17 protein-coding genes are annotated in these 15,973 nt (G+C 73.6%); 12 read left to right on the forward strand and 5 right to left on the reverse strand.

The annotated features are described in order from the left end of the window. Window positions 1-64: 64 nt before the first annotated feature. Together AC060K_RS01195 and AC060K_RS01200 are read right to left on the reverse strand one after the other, a co-directional pair. Window positions 65-1,300, reverse strand: coding sequence for an amidohydrolase (locus AC060K_RS01195; protein WP_483763615.1), 1,236 nt, complete (start codon window positions 1,298-1,300; stop codon window positions 65-67). A gap of 49 nt (window positions 1,301-1,349) precedes the next feature. Next, window positions 1,350-1,958 carry a CGNR zinc finger domain-containing protein gene (locus AC060K_RS01200; protein WP_483763616.1) on the reverse strand — a complete coding sequence of 203 codons (609 nt, stop codon included), beginning with the start codon at window positions 1,956-1,958 and terminating at the stop codon, window positions 1,350-1,352. 168 nt (window positions 1,959-2,126) lie between these two features. On the opposite strand from AC060K_RS01200, the gene AC060K_RS01205 reads away from it, so the two are divergent. The 8 genes from AC060K_RS01205 (at window position 2,127) to AC060K_RS01240 (ending at window position 8,728) form a co-directional block, all read left to right on the forward strand. Continuing rightward, window positions 2,127-2,576, forward strand: a complete 450-nt coding sequence (locus AC060K_RS01205; protein WP_483763617.1) for a VOC family protein — start codon at window positions 2,127-2,129, stop codon at window positions 2,574-2,576. Next, the gene (locus tag AC060K_RS01210; RefSeq protein ID WP_483763618.1) at window positions 2,576-3,466 is read left to right on the forward strand and encodes a hypothetical protein; all 891 of its coding nucleotides are present in this window, start codon (window positions 2,576-2,578) and stop codon (window positions 3,464-3,466) included. Before AC060K_RS01205 ends, AC060K_RS01210 begins: the two co-directional genes overlap by 1 nt. A gap of 2 nt (window positions 3,467-3,468) precedes the next feature. Then, the gene (locus AC060K_RS01215) at window positions 3,469-3,660 is read left to right on the forward strand and encodes a ferredoxin (protein ID WP_483763619.1); all 192 of its coding nucleotides are present in this window, start codon (window positions 3,469-3,471) and stop codon (window positions 3,658-3,660) included. Beyond that, entirely contained in the window at window positions 3,657-4,814 is a 1,158-nt protein-coding gene (locus tag AC060K_RS01220) for an NAD(P)/FAD-dependent oxidoreductase (protein ID WP_483763620.1), read from the forward strand. The genes AC060K_RS01215 and AC060K_RS01220 overlap by 4 nt, the downstream gene beginning before the upstream one ends. Beyond that, window positions 4,811-5,275 (forward strand): nuclear transport factor 2 family protein, encoded by a 465-nt coding sequence (locus tag AC060K_RS01225; protein WP_483763621.1) that lies wholly within the window; start codon window positions 4,811-4,813, stop codon window positions 5,273-5,275. Before AC060K_RS01220 ends, AC060K_RS01225 begins: the two co-directional genes overlap by 4 nt. 35 nt (window positions 5,276-5,310) lie before the next feature. Then, entirely contained in the window at window positions 5,311-7,347 is a 2,037-nt protein-coding gene (locus AC060K_RS01230; protein ID WP_483763622.1) for an NAD(+) synthase, read from the forward strand. Window positions 7,348-7,476: 129 nt separating this feature from the next. Continuing rightward, window positions 7,477-8,250: a copper resistance CopC family protein gene (locus AC060K_RS01235; protein WP_483763623.1), complete on the forward strand. Its 774-nt coding sequence runs from the start codon at window positions 7,477-7,479 to the stop codon at window positions 8,248-8,250. A 196-nt stretch (window positions 8,251-8,446) separates the two neighbouring features. Further along, a complete protein-coding gene (locus AC060K_RS01240) occupies window positions 8,447-8,728 on the forward strand; it encodes an HU family DNA-binding protein (RefSeq protein WP_483763624.1) in 282 nt (93 codons plus the stop codon). Window positions 8,729-8,828: 100 nt separating this feature from the next. Here the strand turns inward: AC060K_RS01240 and AC060K_RS01245 are convergent, their stop codons facing one another. The 3 genes from AC060K_RS01245 to AC060K_RS01255 all read right to left on the reverse strand — a co-directional run bounded on the left by AC060K_RS01245 (window position 8,829) and on the right by AC060K_RS01255 (window position 13,173). After that, window positions 8,829-11,384 carry a flippase-like domain-containing protein gene (locus tag AC060K_RS01245; protein WP_483763625.1) on the reverse strand — a complete coding sequence of 852 codons (2,556 nt, stop codon included), beginning with the start codon at window positions 11,382-11,384 and terminating at the stop codon, window positions 8,829-8,831. A gap of 90 nt (window positions 11,385-11,474) precedes the next feature. Beyond that, window positions 11,475-12,275, reverse strand: coding sequence for a CPBP family intramembrane glutamic endopeptidase (locus AC060K_RS01250; RefSeq protein ID WP_483763723.1), 801 nt, complete (start codon window positions 12,273-12,275; stop codon window positions 11,475-11,477). Between the two features lie 55 nt (window positions 12,276-12,330). Continuing rightward, entirely contained in the window at window positions 12,331-13,173 is an 843-nt protein-coding gene (locus AC060K_RS01255) for an MBL fold metallo-hydrolase (RefSeq protein ID WP_483763626.1), read from the reverse strand. A gap of 146 nt (window positions 13,174-13,319) precedes the next feature. Between AC060K_RS01255 and AC060K_RS01260 the strand changes: the two genes are divergently transcribed. The 4 genes from AC060K_RS01260 to AC060K_RS01275 are packed head-to-tail and all read left to right on the forward strand — an operon-like array spanning window position 13,320 to window position 15,973. Continuing rightward, window positions 13,320-13,961, forward strand: coding sequence for a hypothetical protein (locus AC060K_RS01260; protein ID WP_483763627.1), 642 nt, complete (start codon window positions 13,320-13,322; stop codon window positions 13,959-13,961). Next, a complete protein-coding gene (locus AC060K_RS01265) occupies window positions 13,958-14,263 on the forward strand; it encodes a transcriptional regulator (RefSeq protein ID WP_483763628.1) in 306 nt (101 codons plus the stop codon). Before AC060K_RS01260 ends, AC060K_RS01265 begins: the two co-directional genes overlap by 4 nt. Next, on the forward strand, window positions 14,256-15,164 hold the full coding sequence (locus AC060K_RS01270; RefSeq protein WP_483763629.1) for an ABC transporter ATP-binding protein: 909 nt from the start codon (window positions 14,256-14,258) through the stop codon (window positions 15,162-15,164). The genes AC060K_RS01265 and AC060K_RS01270 overlap by 8 nt, the downstream gene beginning before the upstream one ends. Continuing rightward, the gene (locus tag AC060K_RS01275) at window positions 15,161-15,973 is read left to right on the forward strand and encodes an ABC transporter permease (RefSeq protein WP_483763630.1); all 813 of its coding nucleotides are present in this window, start codon (window positions 15,161-15,163) and stop codon (window positions 15,971-15,973) included. The genes AC060K_RS01270 and AC060K_RS01275 overlap by 4 nt, the downstream gene beginning before the upstream one ends.

Below are 15,973 nucleotides of genomic sequence, written 5' to 3' on the forward strand. Positions count from 1 at the left end.
ATGGCTGTGGCGGGAATCCCGGCCCGGATTCCCGCCACAGCCATACCCACAACGCGACAGAGGGTCAGGCGAAGCGCTCCATGCGCTCCCTGACGACGCCCTTGCCGCGGCCGTTGTCGGCGGAGGCGTCCCAGGTGAAGACCTCGGTGCCGGTGATGAAGACGTGCTCGGCGCGGGAGTTCACGTCCAGCGGGTCGCCCGACCAGACCACGACGTCGCCGTCGAGGCCCGGTGCGAGGGCGCCCACGCGGTCGTCGAGGCCCAGGAACGCGGCGGGGTTGGTGGTGAGCGCCTCGAGGGCGACCTGCGGGTCAAGACCCTCCTTGACGGCGAGGGACGCCTGGTGCACCAGGAAGTTGATCGGCACCACGGGGTGGTCGGTGGTGATGGCGACGCGCACGCCCGCCGCGGCCAGGATGCCCAGGTTCACGATGGCGCGGTGGCGCAGCTCCACCTTGGAGCGGGACGTGAACAGGGGGCCGAAGATGACCGGGACGTCCTTCTCGGCCAGGACGTCGGCGAGGAAGGCGCCCTCGGTTCCGTGGTTGATCACCAGCCGGTAGCCGAACTCGGCCTGGAGGCGCAGGGCGGTGGCGATGTCGTCGGCCCGGTGGACGTGCTGGTCCCACACGAGCTCGCCGGCCAGGACGCGGGCGAGGGTCTCCTTGCCGAGGTCGCGGTCGAACGGCTTGCCCTCGGCTGCGGCGGCGTCGCGCTTGGCGACGTAGTTCTGCGCGTCCACGAACGCCTTGCGGATGACGTTCGCGACGCCCAGGCGCGTGGACGGCAGCTGCTTCTTGTCGCCGTAGACCCGCTTCGGGTTCTCGCCGAGGGCGCTCTTCACGGACACCGACTCGCTGATGATCTGCTCGTCGACGGTGCGGCCGCCCCACGTCTTGATCGCGACGGTCTGGCCGCCGATCGGGTTGCCCGAGCCGGGCTTGATGACCGCGCTCGTCACGCCGCCGAGCAGCGCGTCACGGAAGCCCTCGTCCTCGATGTTGATGCCGTCGAGGGCCCGCAGGGCCGAGCCGTCGGGGTGGGTCATCTCGTTGGTGTCGTTGCCGGCCCAGCCCTCGCCCTCCTCGTGGGTGCCGATGTGCCCGTGGGCCTCGACGAAGCCGGGGAGCACGTGGCGGCCGCGGGCGTCCAGGGTGGGGACGCCGTCGGGGACTGTCACGTCCGGGCCGACGGCGGTGATCACGCCGTCCTCGACGAGGACCGTGCCGTTCTCGATCGGGGCGGCGGCGACCGGCACGACGTAGGCGTTGACGATCGCGATGCTGGAGCGGGAAGTCATGGGGGCAATCATTACCGAAAGCAATTACCTACGGCAATCGTCGGCGCTCTCAGCCTTGCCGATGGCGACGGTAGTGCCGCGCCACGCGCGCCCGGTTGCCGCAGCCGGCCGAGCACCACTCCCTGCGGGCGCCGTCCTTGACGAAGTACAGGACGCACCCCGGTCCGTGGCAGGCGCGGAGCTCCCCCGTCGCGCTGCGGGCGGCGAGCTCGGTCCCCTCCAGGGCGAGGTCGGCAAGGAGGCGGGCGAACCCGGTCGCCGTCGATGCGCGGTCGACCGACAGCGCCTCGTCGTAGCGAGCCACCACCCGCTGCGTCGCCAGGTGCCGGTTCACCTCGGCCAGGGCGGCCGTGACGGCGAGCGCCGGGTCGACGGCGCCCTCCCGGTCGTCGTCCGTCGCTGACGCGGCGAGCCGCCGGAGCGCGTCGCGGAGCCTCCGGGCCGCGGCGAGGTCGGGGTTCCCTATCGGGGCGGGCTCACCGGCCGGGGCGGGCTCGCCGGCCGGGGCGGGCTCGCCCAGACCGCCGGCGGCCAGCCACTCGCGGAACGTCTCGAGCGACTCGAGCGAGTCATGGACGCCCGACCGGTCGGCCCAGACGGTGTTCATGAGCCGCACGCTGCGGGGCTCGGAGGCGTAGAGCACCGGCGCGTCTGTCATGCGGTGTCGCCTCCCTCCGGTCGTCCGTGTCCCAGCCTACCGGATCTCTAACGGATCACCCCTTGCTAGTCGTTAGTGACCTGCACTACGGTTCACCTAACGGTTGCACGGATCACATCCATTAGACGATCGAGGGGTCGTCGGCCGTGCGCCGGTGAGGAGAACACCGTGGGTACCACCGTGCTCAAGACGGGTCACGTGGCGATGAACGTGACCCAGCTCGATCGCTCGGTCGACTTCTACCGCCAGGTCTTCGACATCGAGGTGCTGGCCCGCTCCGACGGCGAGCGCGCCTTCGCCCTGCTCGGCAAGGACGGCGTGCTCGCGCTCGCCCTGTGGCAGCAGAGCACCGGAGAGTTCCCGACCGGGCTGCCCGGACTCCACCACCTCTCGTTCGAGGTCGGCTCGGTCGACGAGGTCCGGGCCGCCGAGCGGGTGCTGAAGGAGCTCGACGTGGACTTCGCCTACGACGGCGTGGTTGCCCACGGGGAGGGGGCCGGGTCGGGCGGCGTGTTCTTCAGCGACCCGGACGGCATCCGGCTCGAGATCTACGCCACGACGGGCGTGGACGGCACGACCGCCCCGGTGGCCGGCGCCCCCACGTGCGGGTTCTTCTGATGAGGCACCCCGGCGAGGTGGCGGTCCGGCGGCGTGCCGGCGTCGACGCCGACGACTGGGGGAGCGCCTCGGTCGGCGGCACGGTCCCGGACGTCGCGGCGGACTTCCTCGCGGCCCAGCGGATGGTGGTCGTGGCCGGCCGGGCCGACGGCGAGATCTGGTCGACCGTCCTGACGGGAGACCCCGGCTTCGCCGTCGTCGAGGACCCCTCGACGCTGGTGGTCGGGGCCTCCCTGCCGGCGGCGGACCCACTGAGCGGCAGCTTCGCGTCGGAGGAGGAGGTCGGCATGCTCGCCATCGACCCGGCGACCCGCCGCCGGATGCGGGTCAACGGCCGGGCTCGCACCACCGGCGCGGGCCTGCAGGTCACGACGGAGCAGGTCTACTCCAACTGCCCGAAGTACATCCAGACCCGCCGGATCGTCGGCGACGACCTGCCGGTGGCCCCCGTCCGGTCGGACAGCACCACGCTGACCGACGCCCAGCAGGCCTGGCTGGCGGGCGCCGACACGTTCTTCGTCGGGACGGGCGCGCCGGGCCACGGGCTCGACGTCTCGCACCGCGGGGGCAGCCCCGGCTTCGTCGAGGCCACCGCCACGCACCTCGGGTGGCCCGACTACGTCGGCAACTCCATGTACATGACGCTGGGCAACACGCTGCTCGACCCGAGGGCCGGGCTCCTCGTCGTGGACTGGGCGGCGGGCCGCACGCTCCACGTCGCCGGCCGGATGCGTGTCGACTGGGACGCGGACCGGACGGCCCGCCGCCCGGGGGCCCAGCGCCTCGTCGAGCTCGACGTGACCCGCGTCGTCGAGCTGGAGCACCGGCTGCCGTTCCGCTGGCACCTGGAGAAGTACTCGACGTTCAACCCCCCGGTGAGAGGAGTGTGACCATGCGTGTCGAGGTCGACCGAGCCGCCTGCGAGATCCACGCCCAGTGCGTGTTCGCCGCCCCGGACGTCTTCTCCCTGACAGAGGACGACGAGCTCGAGTACGTGGAGTCGCCCGGCCCGGACCAGGCGGCGGCCGTCGCCGAGGCGGTCCGGGCCTGCCCCGTCCAGGCGATCCGCGTGACCGCCGCATGAGGCTGCGCTCGGTCGTGGTGGTCGGTGCGGGGGTCGCCGGGCTCAGCGCCGCCGTCGAGCTGCGACGGCAGGGCTGGGGCGGCCGGCTCACGATCGTGGGGGCTGAGCGCCACCTGCCGTACCGGCGCCCTCCGCTCTCGAAGGAGTTCCTCCTCGGGGGTGCGGCCACCGCGCTCACCCTGCCGTCCGCCGCGGAGGTCGAGGCCGAGTGGCTGCTCGGGCACGCCGCTACCGGCCTCGACCGGGCGGGTCGGCAGGTGCTCACGGCGGACGGCGGGCGCGTCGCCTTCGACGGGCTCGTGGTGGCGACCGGCGAGGTCCCGCGGCCGGTGCCGCGGGCCCTGCGCGGGCTCGGCGGCGTGCACACCCTCCGGACCCTCGACGACGCCGACCGGATCCGGGAGGAGCTCGGGTCGGCGTCGGCCGCACTGGTGGTGGGCGGCGGCCTCCTCGGCAACGAGCTCACGGCGACGCTCCGCACGCTCGGCCTGCCGGTGACGCTCGTGGACCGGGGAACGCTCCCGCTCGAGCGCGTCCTCGGCGCCGGCCTGGCGGAGCGGGTCGCCGCGCTGCACCGCTCCCACGGCGCCGACCTCCGCCCCGGCCGGCAGGTGGTCGCCCTGCAGGGCAGCGGCCGGGTGCGGGGCGCGGTCCTCGACGACGGCAGCGTGGTCCGTGCCGACCTGGTCCTGCTCGCCCTCGGTGGTCGGCCTGCCACCGGCTGGCTGGCGGACGGCGGGTTCGAGGTGGGCCCCTCGGGCCTGGTGGCACCAGGCATCACGGCCGCCGGCGACGTCACGGCGGTGTCCCGGCCCGGGACCGGGGCCTCCGCCCGCCGGCCGCACTCCGCCCGCCGGCCGCACTACGCCGCCGCGACCGAGCAGGGCGCGCGTGCCGCTCGCACCCTCCTCGGCCTGACGGCGACCGGCGACCCGCCGCTCCTGCCGAGCTTCTGGACCCATCTGTACGACTGGCGGGTCCAGGCGGTCGGCCGCACCGGCGCGGGCCTGGACGCCCGGGTCGTGGAGGACCACCCGGACGGCCGGTTCGTCGCCGAGTTCCGGGACGGCGCCCGGCTGGTGGGCGCCCTCACCAACGGGCGGGCCCACCGGCTCGTCCGCTACCGCCGACAGCTCCTGGAGGAGACGACATGACCCGACCGCCCCTGCCCCCGTTCGACGAGGCCGGCGCCCGCCGCAAGGTGCAGGCCGCCGAGGACGCGTGGAACACCCGCGACCCGCACCGCGTCGCCCAGGCCTACACGCCCGGCTCCCGCTGGCGGAACCGGTCGGAGTTCCTGACCGGCCGCGACGCGATCGTCGAGTTCCTCACCCGCAAGTGGGAGCGCGAGCTCGGCTACGCGCTCCGCAAGGAGCTCTGGGCCTGGACCGACGACCGCATCGCCGTGCGGTTCCAGTACGAGTGGCACGACCACGACGGCCGGTGGTGGCGCAGCCACGGCAACGAGCTGTGGGAGTTCGACCCGTCCGGGCTCATGCGCCGGCGCGAGGCCAGCATCAACGACGTGCCCATCGCCGCGTCGGAGCGCCGGATCTTCGGCCCCCGGCCCGACGGCGACACCACGCCGCTCCCCCTGGGGCCGGACGGCAGCTGACGGCGACCCCGGAGGTGTCTCCCTAGACTCAGCGTGTGGACTTCTACTCGGCCTACGCCCACGGGTTCGCCCGCGTCGCGGCCTGCACCCTCCCCGTCGCGGTGGCCGACCCCGCCGCCAACGCCGCGGCGGTGCTCCAGCAGGCACGCGAGTGCCACGACGACGGCGTGGCCGTGGCGGTGTTCCCAGAGCTCTGCCTCAGCGGCTACGCGATCGACGACCTGCACCTCCAGGACACGCTCCTCGAGGCCGTGCTCGCAGCGCTCGAGGAGATCGTGCGGGCGAGCGCCGACCTCCTGCCGATGCTGGTGGTCGGCGCTCCGCTGAGCGTCGGCACCCGGCTGGTCAACGCGGCCGTCGTCGTCCACCAGGGGCGGATCCTGGGCGTGGCGCCCAAGTCCTACCTGCCGAACTACCGCGAGTTCTACGAGAAGCGCTGGTTCGCGCCGGGCGACGACCGGCACGGCGACACCATGACGCTCCTCGGCGCGGAGGTGCCGCTCGGCCCCGACCTGATCTTCCGCGCCACGGACGTGCCCGGGCTCGCCGTGCACGCCGAGGTCTGTGAGGACATGTGGGTACCCGTGCCGCCGTCGAGCGAGGCGGCGCTCGCGGGTGCCAGCGTGCTGCTCAACCTCAGCGGCAGCCCCATCACCGTGGCGCGCGCGGAGGACCGCCGTCTGCTGGTCCGTAGCCAGAGCTTCCGCTGCCTGGCCGCCTACGTCTTCGCGGCGGCCGGGCAGGGTGAGTCCAGCACCGACCTCAGCTGGGACGGCCAGACCATGGTCTACGAGACCGGTGACCTGCTCGGCGAGACCGAGCGGTTCCCGGACGGCCCGCGGCGCACCGTCGTCGACGTCGACCTGGACAAGATCCGGCAGGAGCGCCTGCGGCAGGGCAGCTTCGACGACAACCGGCGGGGCCTGGGCGCGCGCCCGTTCCGCGAGGTGCCGTTCGCGGTGCGCCCGCCCGCGGGCGACGTCGGCCTGCGCCGCAAGGTGGACCGCTTCCCCTTCGTCCCGGACGACCCGGAGCGCCTCGCCCTCGACTGCTACGAGGCCTACAACATCCAGGTGAGCGGCCTGGAGCAGCGCCTGCACGCCATCGGGCACCCCAAGGTCGTGATCGGGGTGTCGGGCGGGCTCGACTCCACGCACGCGTTGATCGTCGCCGCGAAGGCGATGGACCGGCTGGGCCGCCCCCGCAGCGACATCCACGCCTTCACCATGCCGGGCTTCGCCACGAGCGCGGTCACCAAGGAGCGGGCCACCCGCCTGTCGCAGGCTCTCGGCGTCACGTTCGAGGAGCTCGACATCCGGCCCGCGGCCGAGCAGATGCTCAAGGACCTCGACCACCCGTACTCCACGGGCGCCAAGCAGTACGACGTCACGTTCGAGAACGTCCAGGCCGGCCTGCGCACCGACTACCTGTTCCGGCTCGCCAACCACCGCGGCGGCATCGTCCTCGGCACGGGAGACCTGTCGGAGCTGGCGCTCGGCTGGTGCACCTACGGCGTGGGCGACCAGATGTCGCACTACGCGGTCAACACGGGCGTGCCCAAGACGCTCATCCAGCACCTGATCCGCTGGGTCATCGACTCGGGCCAGTTCTCCGACGACGCCAACGTGGTGCTGCGCGAGATCCTCACGCAGGAGATCACGCCCGAGCTCATCCCCACGGAGGAGGGCGAGACGCCCCAGTCCACCGAGGCGATGGTGGGCCCGTACGCGCTCCAGGACTTCACGCTCTTCTGGACCCTCCGCTTCGGTTACCGGCCGTCCAAGATCGCCTTCCTGGCCTGGCACGCGTGGCGCACGGCCGACGACGGCGCGTGGCCGCCCGGGTATCCCGTCGAGGGCCGGGCGCAGTACGACCTCGCGACGGTCCGCCGCTGGCTCGGTGTGTTCGTGCGGCGGTTCTTCGCGTCCCAGTTCAAGCGCTCGGCGCTGCCCAACGGCCCGAAGGTGGCGGCCGGCGGCACCATGTCGCCGCGGGGAGACTGGCGGATGCCGTCGGACGCGAGCCCCGCGGCGTGGCTGGCCGAGCTGGAGCGCAACGTCCCGGAGGCCTGAACGCCCGCCCGCCCGCTGCCGAAACAGTACGTTCGTCGGACGAGGTCACTGTCTCGGCGGGAGGCGGGAGGCGGGAGGCGGGGGGGCGGCGGGGCGGGGCACTCAGGCGCGGGCGATATTGTCGGGGGCATGCCTGCCGCCAGCGTCGCTCTCCCTCAGCCCCGGGTTCCCGCACGCCTCCTCGGTCTCGCCGCAGCGTTCCTCGCGCTGGTGGTCGTGACCGTGCTGGGCCTGGTCGTGGGGGCGCCACCGGCCTCCGCGCACGACCGGCTGCTGTCGTCCGAGCCCGCCGACGGCCAGTCGGTCGAGGCGCCCCAGAGCATCCTGCTGTCCTTCTCGGCCGCCCCGCTCGAGACGGGCGCACAGCTCGCCGTCACGGGGCCCGACGGCGCCGCGGTGCCGGTCGAGGCGCCCGCCGTCGACACCGCCGGGGCGACCGTCAAGGCCGCGCTCCCCGCCGACCTGCCGGCCGGCGCCTACACCGTGGCCTGGCACGTCGTGTCGTCCGACGGGCACCCCATCGAGGGGACGTTCGGGTTCACCGTCACGGCCCCTGCGGGCGCGGCCGGCACCGAGGCCGGCGTCACGCCCGAGGCGACCGACGGCGGGACTGCCGAGACCGGGGCGGGCGAGACGTCGTCGGGCGACGACACCGAGGTGGCCGGAGAGGCCGACGACCTGACGGCCGCGCCCGCGGTCCCCGGGCCCGACACGGCGAGCCCGCCGGTCCTGGCGCTCGCGATGCTCGCGGCCCTGGCGGTCGTGATCGCCTCTCTCGTGGTGGTGCGGCGCAAGATCATGGAGAACGAGGAGCTCCGCGAGGCGAGCCGCCGGGCCGCGGAGGAGGCGGACGAGCCGTCGTCGGGCACCGAGGAGGGCGGCGAGCCGCCCGCGAAGGCCTGACCGCCTGCCCGACACCTCCAGATTTCACCCCATCTGCCCCCTGGCCGGGCGTGAACGAGGCATTGTGAGCGGAATGTCACGGGAAAGTTGTGTCGTGAAGGCCTGTTCTCCGCGAAGTTCCGCCGATCTGCTGGCAGGATGGGACATCGACGTCGCGCAGTGACCGCCGTGTGACGTGACCGAAGAAGGGAAACGCATGTCGCTCAACAAGTCCGAGCTCGTCTCGGCGATCGCGTCGAAGTCCGGCCTGACCAAGTCGGACGCTGAGACCGCGCTCAACGCCTTCCAGGAGGTGCTGATCGAGTCGCTCGCCAAGGGCGAGGCCGTGAAGGTGACCGGTCTGTTCTCTGCCGAGCGTGTCGAGCGTGCCGAGCGCACGGGTCGCAACCCGCGCACCGGCGAGGAGATCACGATCCCGGCCAACTTCGGTGTGAAGCTCAGCGCCGGCTCGCTGCTGAAGAAGGCAGTCGCCAAGTGACACGTCGCTGACTCAGCGACAAGGCCCGGCCCCCTCCCGAGGGGGCCGGGCCTTTGTCATGGGCGTCGTCATCGGCGCCATCGGGGGCGGCGTCCGCGGGCTACAGGTGGCCCTTGCGCTCCAGCCACCGCATGGCGACCCACCCGATCGGGATGCGGCCCCAGTACGTCACCACGCGGTACAGCAGCGTCGCCGAGAGGGCGATCGAGTACGGCAGGCCTGCCGCCGCGAGGCCCGCGGTGAGGGCGCCCTCCACGCCGCCCAGGCCGCCGGGCGTGGGCACCAGCGCCCCGAGCGCGTTGCCGATGAGGTTGACGAGCGCCACGTCGATCAGCGCGAGGGAGTGGCCGAACGCCGCCAGGCACGCCGTGAACGCCAGGATGTAGCCGACCGTCATCACCAGGTTGCCGGCCACGCCCAGGGCCAGGCGGCCGGGGTGGCCCAGCATCTGGGCCAGGCGCGGCCACACCTGCTTGACCCGCGGTCCGATGAACGAGATGGCCCAGCGGCGCACCGCCGGGACCAGCAGGGTCGCGACGACGGCGAGCGCGACCCCGCCGAGCGCGAGCAGCACGGCCGGAGACGGCAGCTCCACCAGCGCGCCGGAGCCGGTGAACACGCTGAGCAGGACGAGCAGGACCACCGTGACCACGAACTGCGACACCTGCACCAGCGCCACCGTCGCCACCGCCATGGGCATCGACACGCCACGCTGGGTCAGCATGCGCAGGTTCAGGGCCGCGGGCCCGATGCCTGCCGGGGCGGCGAGGGCCACGAACGACCCCGCCATCTGCGTGAGCGTCGCCTGGAACATCGGCAGCCGCACCGGTGAGAACGCCACGAGGGTGAGCGCCGCACCGAACCAGGTGAGGATCGCGAGGGCGAACGCCACGGCCGCCCACCAGGGGTTGGCCCGCTGCACCGAGGCGGCGATGTCCTCGAAGTTGATGGTGCCGACCACCACGGCCACCACGACGATCGTGAGCGTCACCATGATGACCGTGCGGGCGCCGAACCGGGTGATCCGCTGCGGCTGGACGTCCGCCTCGGGGAGCCGCTCCACGAGGGCCTCGCGGAGGTCGGCGAGCAGGCCCTTGCGCCGCCGGACCGCCTCGCGGGTGGCCCGCGGCAGCGCGATGGACTGGAGCAGCGGGCCGATGGCGGCGATGTCGTCGTCGGGCACGGCGCGCGCGGCGGATGCGACGGCGCGGCGCCCGCCCACGTGGAGCGCCAGGAGCGCGAGCATCTGCACCAGGTCGAGGCGCCGCGACAGCGGCGACGAGGCGATGTCGCCCTGCTCCCAGCCGGTCAGCCACACCGAGGGACGGCCGTCGTCGTCCCGGTGCACCAGGAGGACGTCCTGCGTGAGGGCGCGGTGCGTCAGACCGGCGGCGTGGGCGCGGCCGAGCTGCTCCCAGGCCTCGGCGAGGACGTCGTCGGTCATCTCGTCCTCGGGCAGGTCGCGCAGGGACACCGCGCCGCACGCGTGCTCGAGCACCAGGGCCACGGAGTCGCCGCCCTCGCCGAGCCCCAGGAGGCGCGGGGTCCGCACGCCGGCCGCCGTGGCGGCGTACGTGAGGAGGGCCGTACGCTCCGCGACCGCCTTGAGCGAGATCGCCGCCCGGCCCTCGATGCCGCGCAGCCGCAGCGACCGCCACAGCCGGGTCAGGAAGCCGACCACCTGCCGGTCGCCGTCGAGGACCACGACGTCGCGGCGCTCGTCGTCCTCGGTGAACAGCGCGTAGACGCGGTTGTCACCGGCGCGGGTGAGGGCCAGGGCGGCGGCGTCGTCGACGTCGGGGACGGGCGGGGCGTCGTCGGACAGGTCGTGGACGCGCACGAGCCGGTGGGGCTGGAACCCCGCCCGCCGCACCGCCTCGACGAGCTCCGGCCCGTAGGCGCGCTCGCTCCGCACCCCCGACACGTACTGCACCGCCTGGCCCGCGAGGCGGCCCAGCAGGAGCGTCATCAGCACGCCCGGCAGCGACACCTGCCCGGTGACCAGGACGACGCCCAGCGCCACGAACATGAGGTTCCACGACCAGCGCACGGTCCGACGGCGCGTCGCGGGCCCCGCCACGGTGAGGAGCGCGGCCAGCGCGGCGGCGTACTGCGGGACGGCGATCACGAACCCGGAGCCCGCCTCCCAGACGGACATCGCCCGGACGAGCTCGGGGCTGCCGAGCGACATGACGAGCAGGGTGGCGACGATCCCGACGACGATGCCGAGCACCCCCGAGACGATCGACTCGACGACCTGCCGTCCGAGCCGCCGCACGCCGAGCTCGACCAGGACGGCGACCGGCGCGAACAGCGTGACGACACCCTGGAGCACGGCGACGGGGATGAACAGCAGCTGCGCGAGCAGATCGTTGAAGCTGCGGACGTCCTCGGTGACCCCCTCCGTGGTGCCGTGCGCCACGACCGACAGCACCAGCACGAGAGCGACCCCGACGGCGCACAGGATCATGCCGACCAGGTCGCGGGGGTGCCGCACGCGCCGTTCGGGAGTGTCGACGACGCTCACCAGGTGGAGGTCCTGGACCACCGGGACCTCGGCGCGCGCTTCGACGGCGCGCCCCTCACGTGCGGGTTCGCCGGCCACCGGGGCACCGGACCCGGCGGAGTCCGCCTGGTCGGTGCGCGTGTCGGACATAGTCGCGAGTCTAGGGGCGCATCGTCGGCGGAGCCCCAAGAAAAGGGCACGTGGGGTGAACATCCGGGTAGGTCAGGGGTTTCCCCTGACTTAGAGGAGCGCCCGCCAGGCAGCCGGCAGCAGGGCGTAGCCCACGAAAGCCACCACGTCGAGCAGGGTGTGGGCCACGACGAGGGGGAGGGTGCGTCGTCGTCCCCAGCGGGACGTGTAGAACCAGGAGAAGAGCACGCCCATGACCACGTTGCCCACGAACGGGCCGATGCCCTGGTACAGGTGGTACGACCCGCGCAGCAGCGAGCTCGCCACCACGAACCGCACGCGGTCCCACCCCAGGTCCCGGGTGCGCTCGTAGAGGTAGGCCACCGCCACGACCTCCTCGAGGAGGCCGTTCTGGAGGGCGCTGAGCAGGAGGACGGGGACTGTCCACCAGTGCTGGTCGAGGGCGCTCGCCTGGACCTCGACGGTGATCCCCAGCGCCCGGCCGAGCAGGTAGAACCCGAGCCCCGGGATGCCGATCGCGGCAGCGAGGGCGAAGCCCCAGGCGGTGTCGCGGAGGGGGCGGGCGCGGTCGAGCCCGATCCGGGCGAGCGTGCCGCGGCCTCGGGCGCTCAGCAGGTACAGCGCCAGCGCGACGGGGACCAGGGCGAAGCCGATGCTGAGCAGCTGGTACGTGAGGTCGAGCCAGGGGCGCTCCGACTGGCTCGCGTTCAGCGTCGCGGACTGCTCGGCGAGCGGCGTGGGCGCGGAGAGCCTCGCGACGATGTTGACGATCGCATACACGGCGGACTTGCCGAGGCTGAGCCCGAGGACGATCCAGATCTCCGCGCCGACACGCCGCCGGGTCTCGGCCGGGGGTGTCGCGCTCACGTCGGTCTCGGTGCTGGCCACCAGCCGGTTATAGCACTGCCGGCTGAGGGGCGGGCCTGGCTGGGCCCGGCCGTGAGGGTCAGAGCTCCAGGCGCAGGTGCGGCGTGGCCGCGACGACGGGGCAGCCGGCCGCGGCGGCCGCCTCGGCCAGCAGGGCACCGTGGTCCTGCCAGGGGCGCAGGTGCGTGATGACCAGCAGCCTCGCCCCCGAGCGCCGGGCAAGGCGTCCCGCGTCGCCGGCGGTGAGGTGGCCCGGTGGGCTGCCGCGCCCGGCCCCGGGCCGCGCGTCCGGCAGCGCGCCGGATACTGCGCCGGGCAGGGTGCCGGGCAGCGTGCCGGGCAGGGTGCCGGGCAGGGTGCCGGGCGTCACGACCGGCACGGACCCGGTGCGCGGGCGTCCGACGTCGGGCCCCGCCGCCTCCGCGAGCAGGACGGCGCAGCCTGCCGCCAGCTCGTCGAGGGCCGCGCAGGGGGCGGTGTCGCCCGTGTAGCAGAGCGTGTCGGCCACGCGGACGGCGAAGCTCTGGTCCGTGTGCTCCACGCGGGCGAGCCGTAGGTCGAACGGCCCGAGCCGCAGGTCGCCGGCCTCGGCCACCCGCGCGTCGAACACCTCGGGGTTCTCCCAGACGACGGGCGGCAGGTCGGACGGGGCCACCACGGTGAGCGGCCGGCGGGGGACGGGGAGGCCGGGCTGGGTCCGGAGGTAGCCCAGGTCGGGGAGGTCGGACCAGTGGTCACCGTGACCGTGCGAGATCACGACCGCGTCGATCTCGTGCGGGGCCGCGTGGCGCTGGAGCGGTCCGGCGGCGCCCGTCCCGAGGTCGAGCAGCAGCCGGTAGCCGTCCTGCTCCACGAGGTAGCCGGAGCATGCCGAGTCGGGGCCCGGGACGGAGCCCGAGCAGCCCACCACAGTCAGTCGCACGGAGCGCACCCTAGCCCCAGCCGGTTCGAGCCGCGCATCACCTGACGGCTTGACCAGGGACGACGTTGTCCTCACGGGCCCTTGCGCTCCAGGCCACCGCAGTGCAGACTAGTTTGCAGCACAAACCACTTCGAAAGGCCAACCTGATGAACGACGACGGCACGTCGCCGGACGGCGCGTTCGACCCAGCAGACTCCCTGCGCCTGATCCGCGAGCAGACCGACCGGGCCCGTGACGCCACCGAACCTGACGGGCGCCTGCTCTTCGGCGCGTGGGGTATCGCCTGGCTGGTCGGCTACCTGGCCATGTGGGCGGGCGCGCGCCAGACCGGTGTCCCCGCCGCCTGGGCAGGCTGGGTGCTGGCGGGCTGCCTCCTCGGCGCCATGACGCTCACGGTCGTGCACAGCACCACGCGGACGGTCGGGCTCCGGGGAGCCAGCAACCGCACCGGCGCGCTGTACGGGTGGGCCTGGTTCCTCGGCTTCACCACCTACGGCGTCGTCCTCGGCGCGATGGGCCAGGCCGGAGCGTCGCCCGAGGTCGTCGCCACGGCCGCGAACGGCTTCGCCTGCCTGGTCGTCGGCCTCATGTACATGGCGGGGGGCCTGCTGTTCGGCGAGACCCGCATGTATGCCGCGGGCGCGTGGATGCTCGTCACCGGGGCTGTCGCGGCCTTCGCGGGCATGCCGCACACCTACCTCGTCATGGCGCTGGCGGGCGGCGGCGGGTTCCTCGTGATGGTCGTGGTGGAGCAGGTCGTCCGCTCCCGGCGCCGGGGGGTCGCATGACGGAGGACCTCGACCCCGTCATCCACGCACCCGCGCGACTGCGGGTCGTCGCCACCCTCGCGGCGCTCGCGGTGGGCGACGAGGTGGCCTTCCCCCGGCTGCGCAAGCTGCTCGACATGACGGCCGGCAACCTGTCCACGCACCTGCGCAAGCTCGAGGACGCCGGGTACGTGCAGGTCACCAAGACGCACGACGGCCGGGTACCGGCGACCTACCTGGCCCTGACCGACCGTGGGCGCACCGCGTTCGCGGAGTACCAGACCGCACTGACGAACCTTCTGAAGGGAGCCGGACATGAATGAGGTGGTGGAGGTGTCGCGGGTGACGCGACGCTTCGGGGAGGTCCTGGCGCTCGACGACGTGTCGCTCTCCGTCGGGCCCGGCGAGCTCGTCGGGATGCTCGGCCCCAACGGCGCCGGCAAGTCCACGCTGCTGTCGCTGGTCAGCGGCCAGCGCAAGCCCGACGCCGGGACGGTCCGCCTGCTCGGCGGCGACCCGCGCGACCCCGCGTCCCGGGTCTCCCTCGGCATCACGCCGCAGGAGACCGGGCTGCCCGCGACCCTGCGGGTGCACGAGGTGGTCGACTTCGTGGCCCAGCACTACCCCACGCCGCTGCCCACCGGAGACCTGCTGGAGCGGTTCGGCCTGCTCGACCTCGCCCGGCGGCAGACCGGGTCGCTCTCCGGCGGGCAGAAGCGGCGGCTCGCCGTCGCCCTGTCGCTCGTGGGGCGGCCCAGCGTGGTGCTCCTCGACGAGCCCACGACCGGGCTCGACGTGTCCGGTCGCGCAGCCCTCTGGGACGCGATCCGCGACTACCACGCCGAGGGCGGCACGGTGCTGCTCACCTCCCACTACCTCGAGGAGGTCCAGGCCCTCGCGGAGCGCGTGGTCGTGATCGACCACGGACGCGTGCTCACCGACGACACCCTCGGCGCGGTGCTCCGGCGCGTGTCGGTGCGGCGGGTCGTGGTGTCCAGCGCGTCCGACCTGGGCGGGCTGCCCGGCGTCGCACGCGCCGAGAGGGAGGCCGGCGACCGCCAGGTGCTGTGGACCGCCGACTCCGACGCGCTCGTGCGCGAGCTGGTCGGTTCCGGCACCGCGTTCACCGACCTGGAGATCCGCGGGGCCACGCTGGAAGAGGCGTTCGCCGAGCTGGTGGCGCCCGCCGACCTGGTCGAGACGAGCGAGGGAGACGCACGATGAGCACCCCGGCAACCACTCCGACGTCGGCCACCGCGCCCGACGGCACCGCCCGGCTGCGGCCCTTCTGGGCGCTGTCCTGGCTGCACCTGCGGTACCAGTTCCTCGAGACCGTCCGCGTGCCCATCGCGGTGCTGGGCAACCTGCTCTTCCCCGCCATGTCGATGTTCTTCTTCGTGGTGCCGCAGGAGTCCGTGGCGGGCAACCCCGTGTTCGCCACCACCGCCGTGGCGTCGCTCGGGCTGTTCGCCGTGTGCTCCGCCAGCCTCTTCACCTACGGCCTCGGGGTCGCCGAGGACCGGCAGCTCCCCTTCGACCCGTACGTGCGCTCGCTGCCCGCAGGGCCCGGACCGCGCATGGTGGGCCGCGTGCTCAACGGCGCGATCTTCTCGCTGTTCGGCGTGGTGCCGCTGATCCTCATCGGGTGGCTGTTCACCGAAGCCACGGTGACGGCGGGGCAGCTCCTCGCGGGCGTCGCGACCATCCTCGCCGTCGGGGTGCCGTTCGTGCTGCTGGGGATGGGGATCGGGCACTCGATGTCGGCCAAGGCCGCGCTGCCCGTGGTGCAGGTGATCCTGTTCCCGCTCGCGTTCGCCGGCGGGCTCTTCCTGCCGCCCCAGCTGTTCCCGTCCTGGCTCGACGGGATCTCGCTCGCGACCCCGACACGCGCCGGCCGCGACCTGCTCGTCGCGGCCGTGACCGGCGTGGACGCACCGGCGTCGTCGCTGCCCGTGCTCGCCGGGTGGACCGTGGTGTTCGCGGCGCTCGCGGTGTGGGGCTACCGGAGGGACGAGGGCCGCCGGTTCCGGTAA

The organism is Antribacter sp. NEAU-D49, assembly GCF_057158775.1.

Excerpts from the sequence above, each read along its gene's own strand:
- AC060K_RS01195 (WP_483763615.1), bottom strand. The coding sequence starts at position 1,300 with ATGACTTCCCGCTCCAGCATCGCGATCGTCAACGCCTACGTCGTGCCG.
- AC060K_RS01200 (WP_483763616.1), bottom strand. The coding sequence starts at position 1,958 with ATGACAGACGCGCCGGTGCTCTACGCCTCCGAGCCCCGCAGCGTGCGG.
- AC060K_RS01210 (WP_483763618.1), top strand. The coding sequence starts at position 2,576 with ATGAGGCACCCCGGCGAGGTGGCGGTCCGGCGGCGTGCCGGCGTCGAC.
- AC060K_RS01215 (WP_483763619.1), top strand. The coding sequence starts at position 3,469 with ATGCGTGTCGAGGTCGACCGAGCCGCCTGCGAGATCCACGCCCAGTGC.
- AC060K_RS01220 (WP_483763620.1), top strand. The coding sequence starts at position 3,657 with ATGAGGCTGCGCTCGGTCGTGGTGGTCGGTGCGGGGGTCGCCGGGCTC.
- AC060K_RS01225 (WP_483763621.1), top strand. The coding sequence starts at position 4,811 with ATGACCCGACCGCCCCTGCCCCCGTTCGACGAGGCCGGCGCCCGCCGC.
- AC060K_RS01235 (WP_483763623.1), top strand. The coding sequence starts at position 7,477 with ATGCCTGCCGCCAGCGTCGCTCTCCCTCAGCCCCGGGTTCCCGCACGC.
- AC060K_RS01240 (WP_483763624.1), top strand. The coding sequence starts at position 8,447 with ATGTCGCTCAACAAGTCCGAGCTCGTCTCGGCGATCGCGTCGAAGTCC.
- AC060K_RS01245 (WP_483763625.1), bottom strand. The coding sequence starts at position 11,384 with ATGTCCGACACGCGCACCGACCAGGCGGACTCCGCCGGGTCCGGTGCC.
- AC060K_RS01260 (WP_483763627.1), top strand. The coding sequence starts at position 13,320 with ATGAACGACGACGGCACGTCGCCGGACGGCGCGTTCGACCCAGCAGAC.
- AC060K_RS01265 (WP_483763628.1), top strand. The coding sequence starts at position 13,958 with ATGACGGAGGACCTCGACCCCGTCATCCACGCACCCGCGCGACTGCGG.
- AC060K_RS01270 (WP_483763629.1), top strand. The coding sequence starts at position 14,256 with ATGAATGAGGTGGTGGAGGTGTCGCGGGTGACGCGACGCTTCGGGGAG.
- AC060K_RS01275 (WP_483763630.1), top strand. The coding sequence starts at position 15,161 with ATGAGCACCCCGGCAACCACTCCGACGTCGGCCACCGCGCCCGACGGC.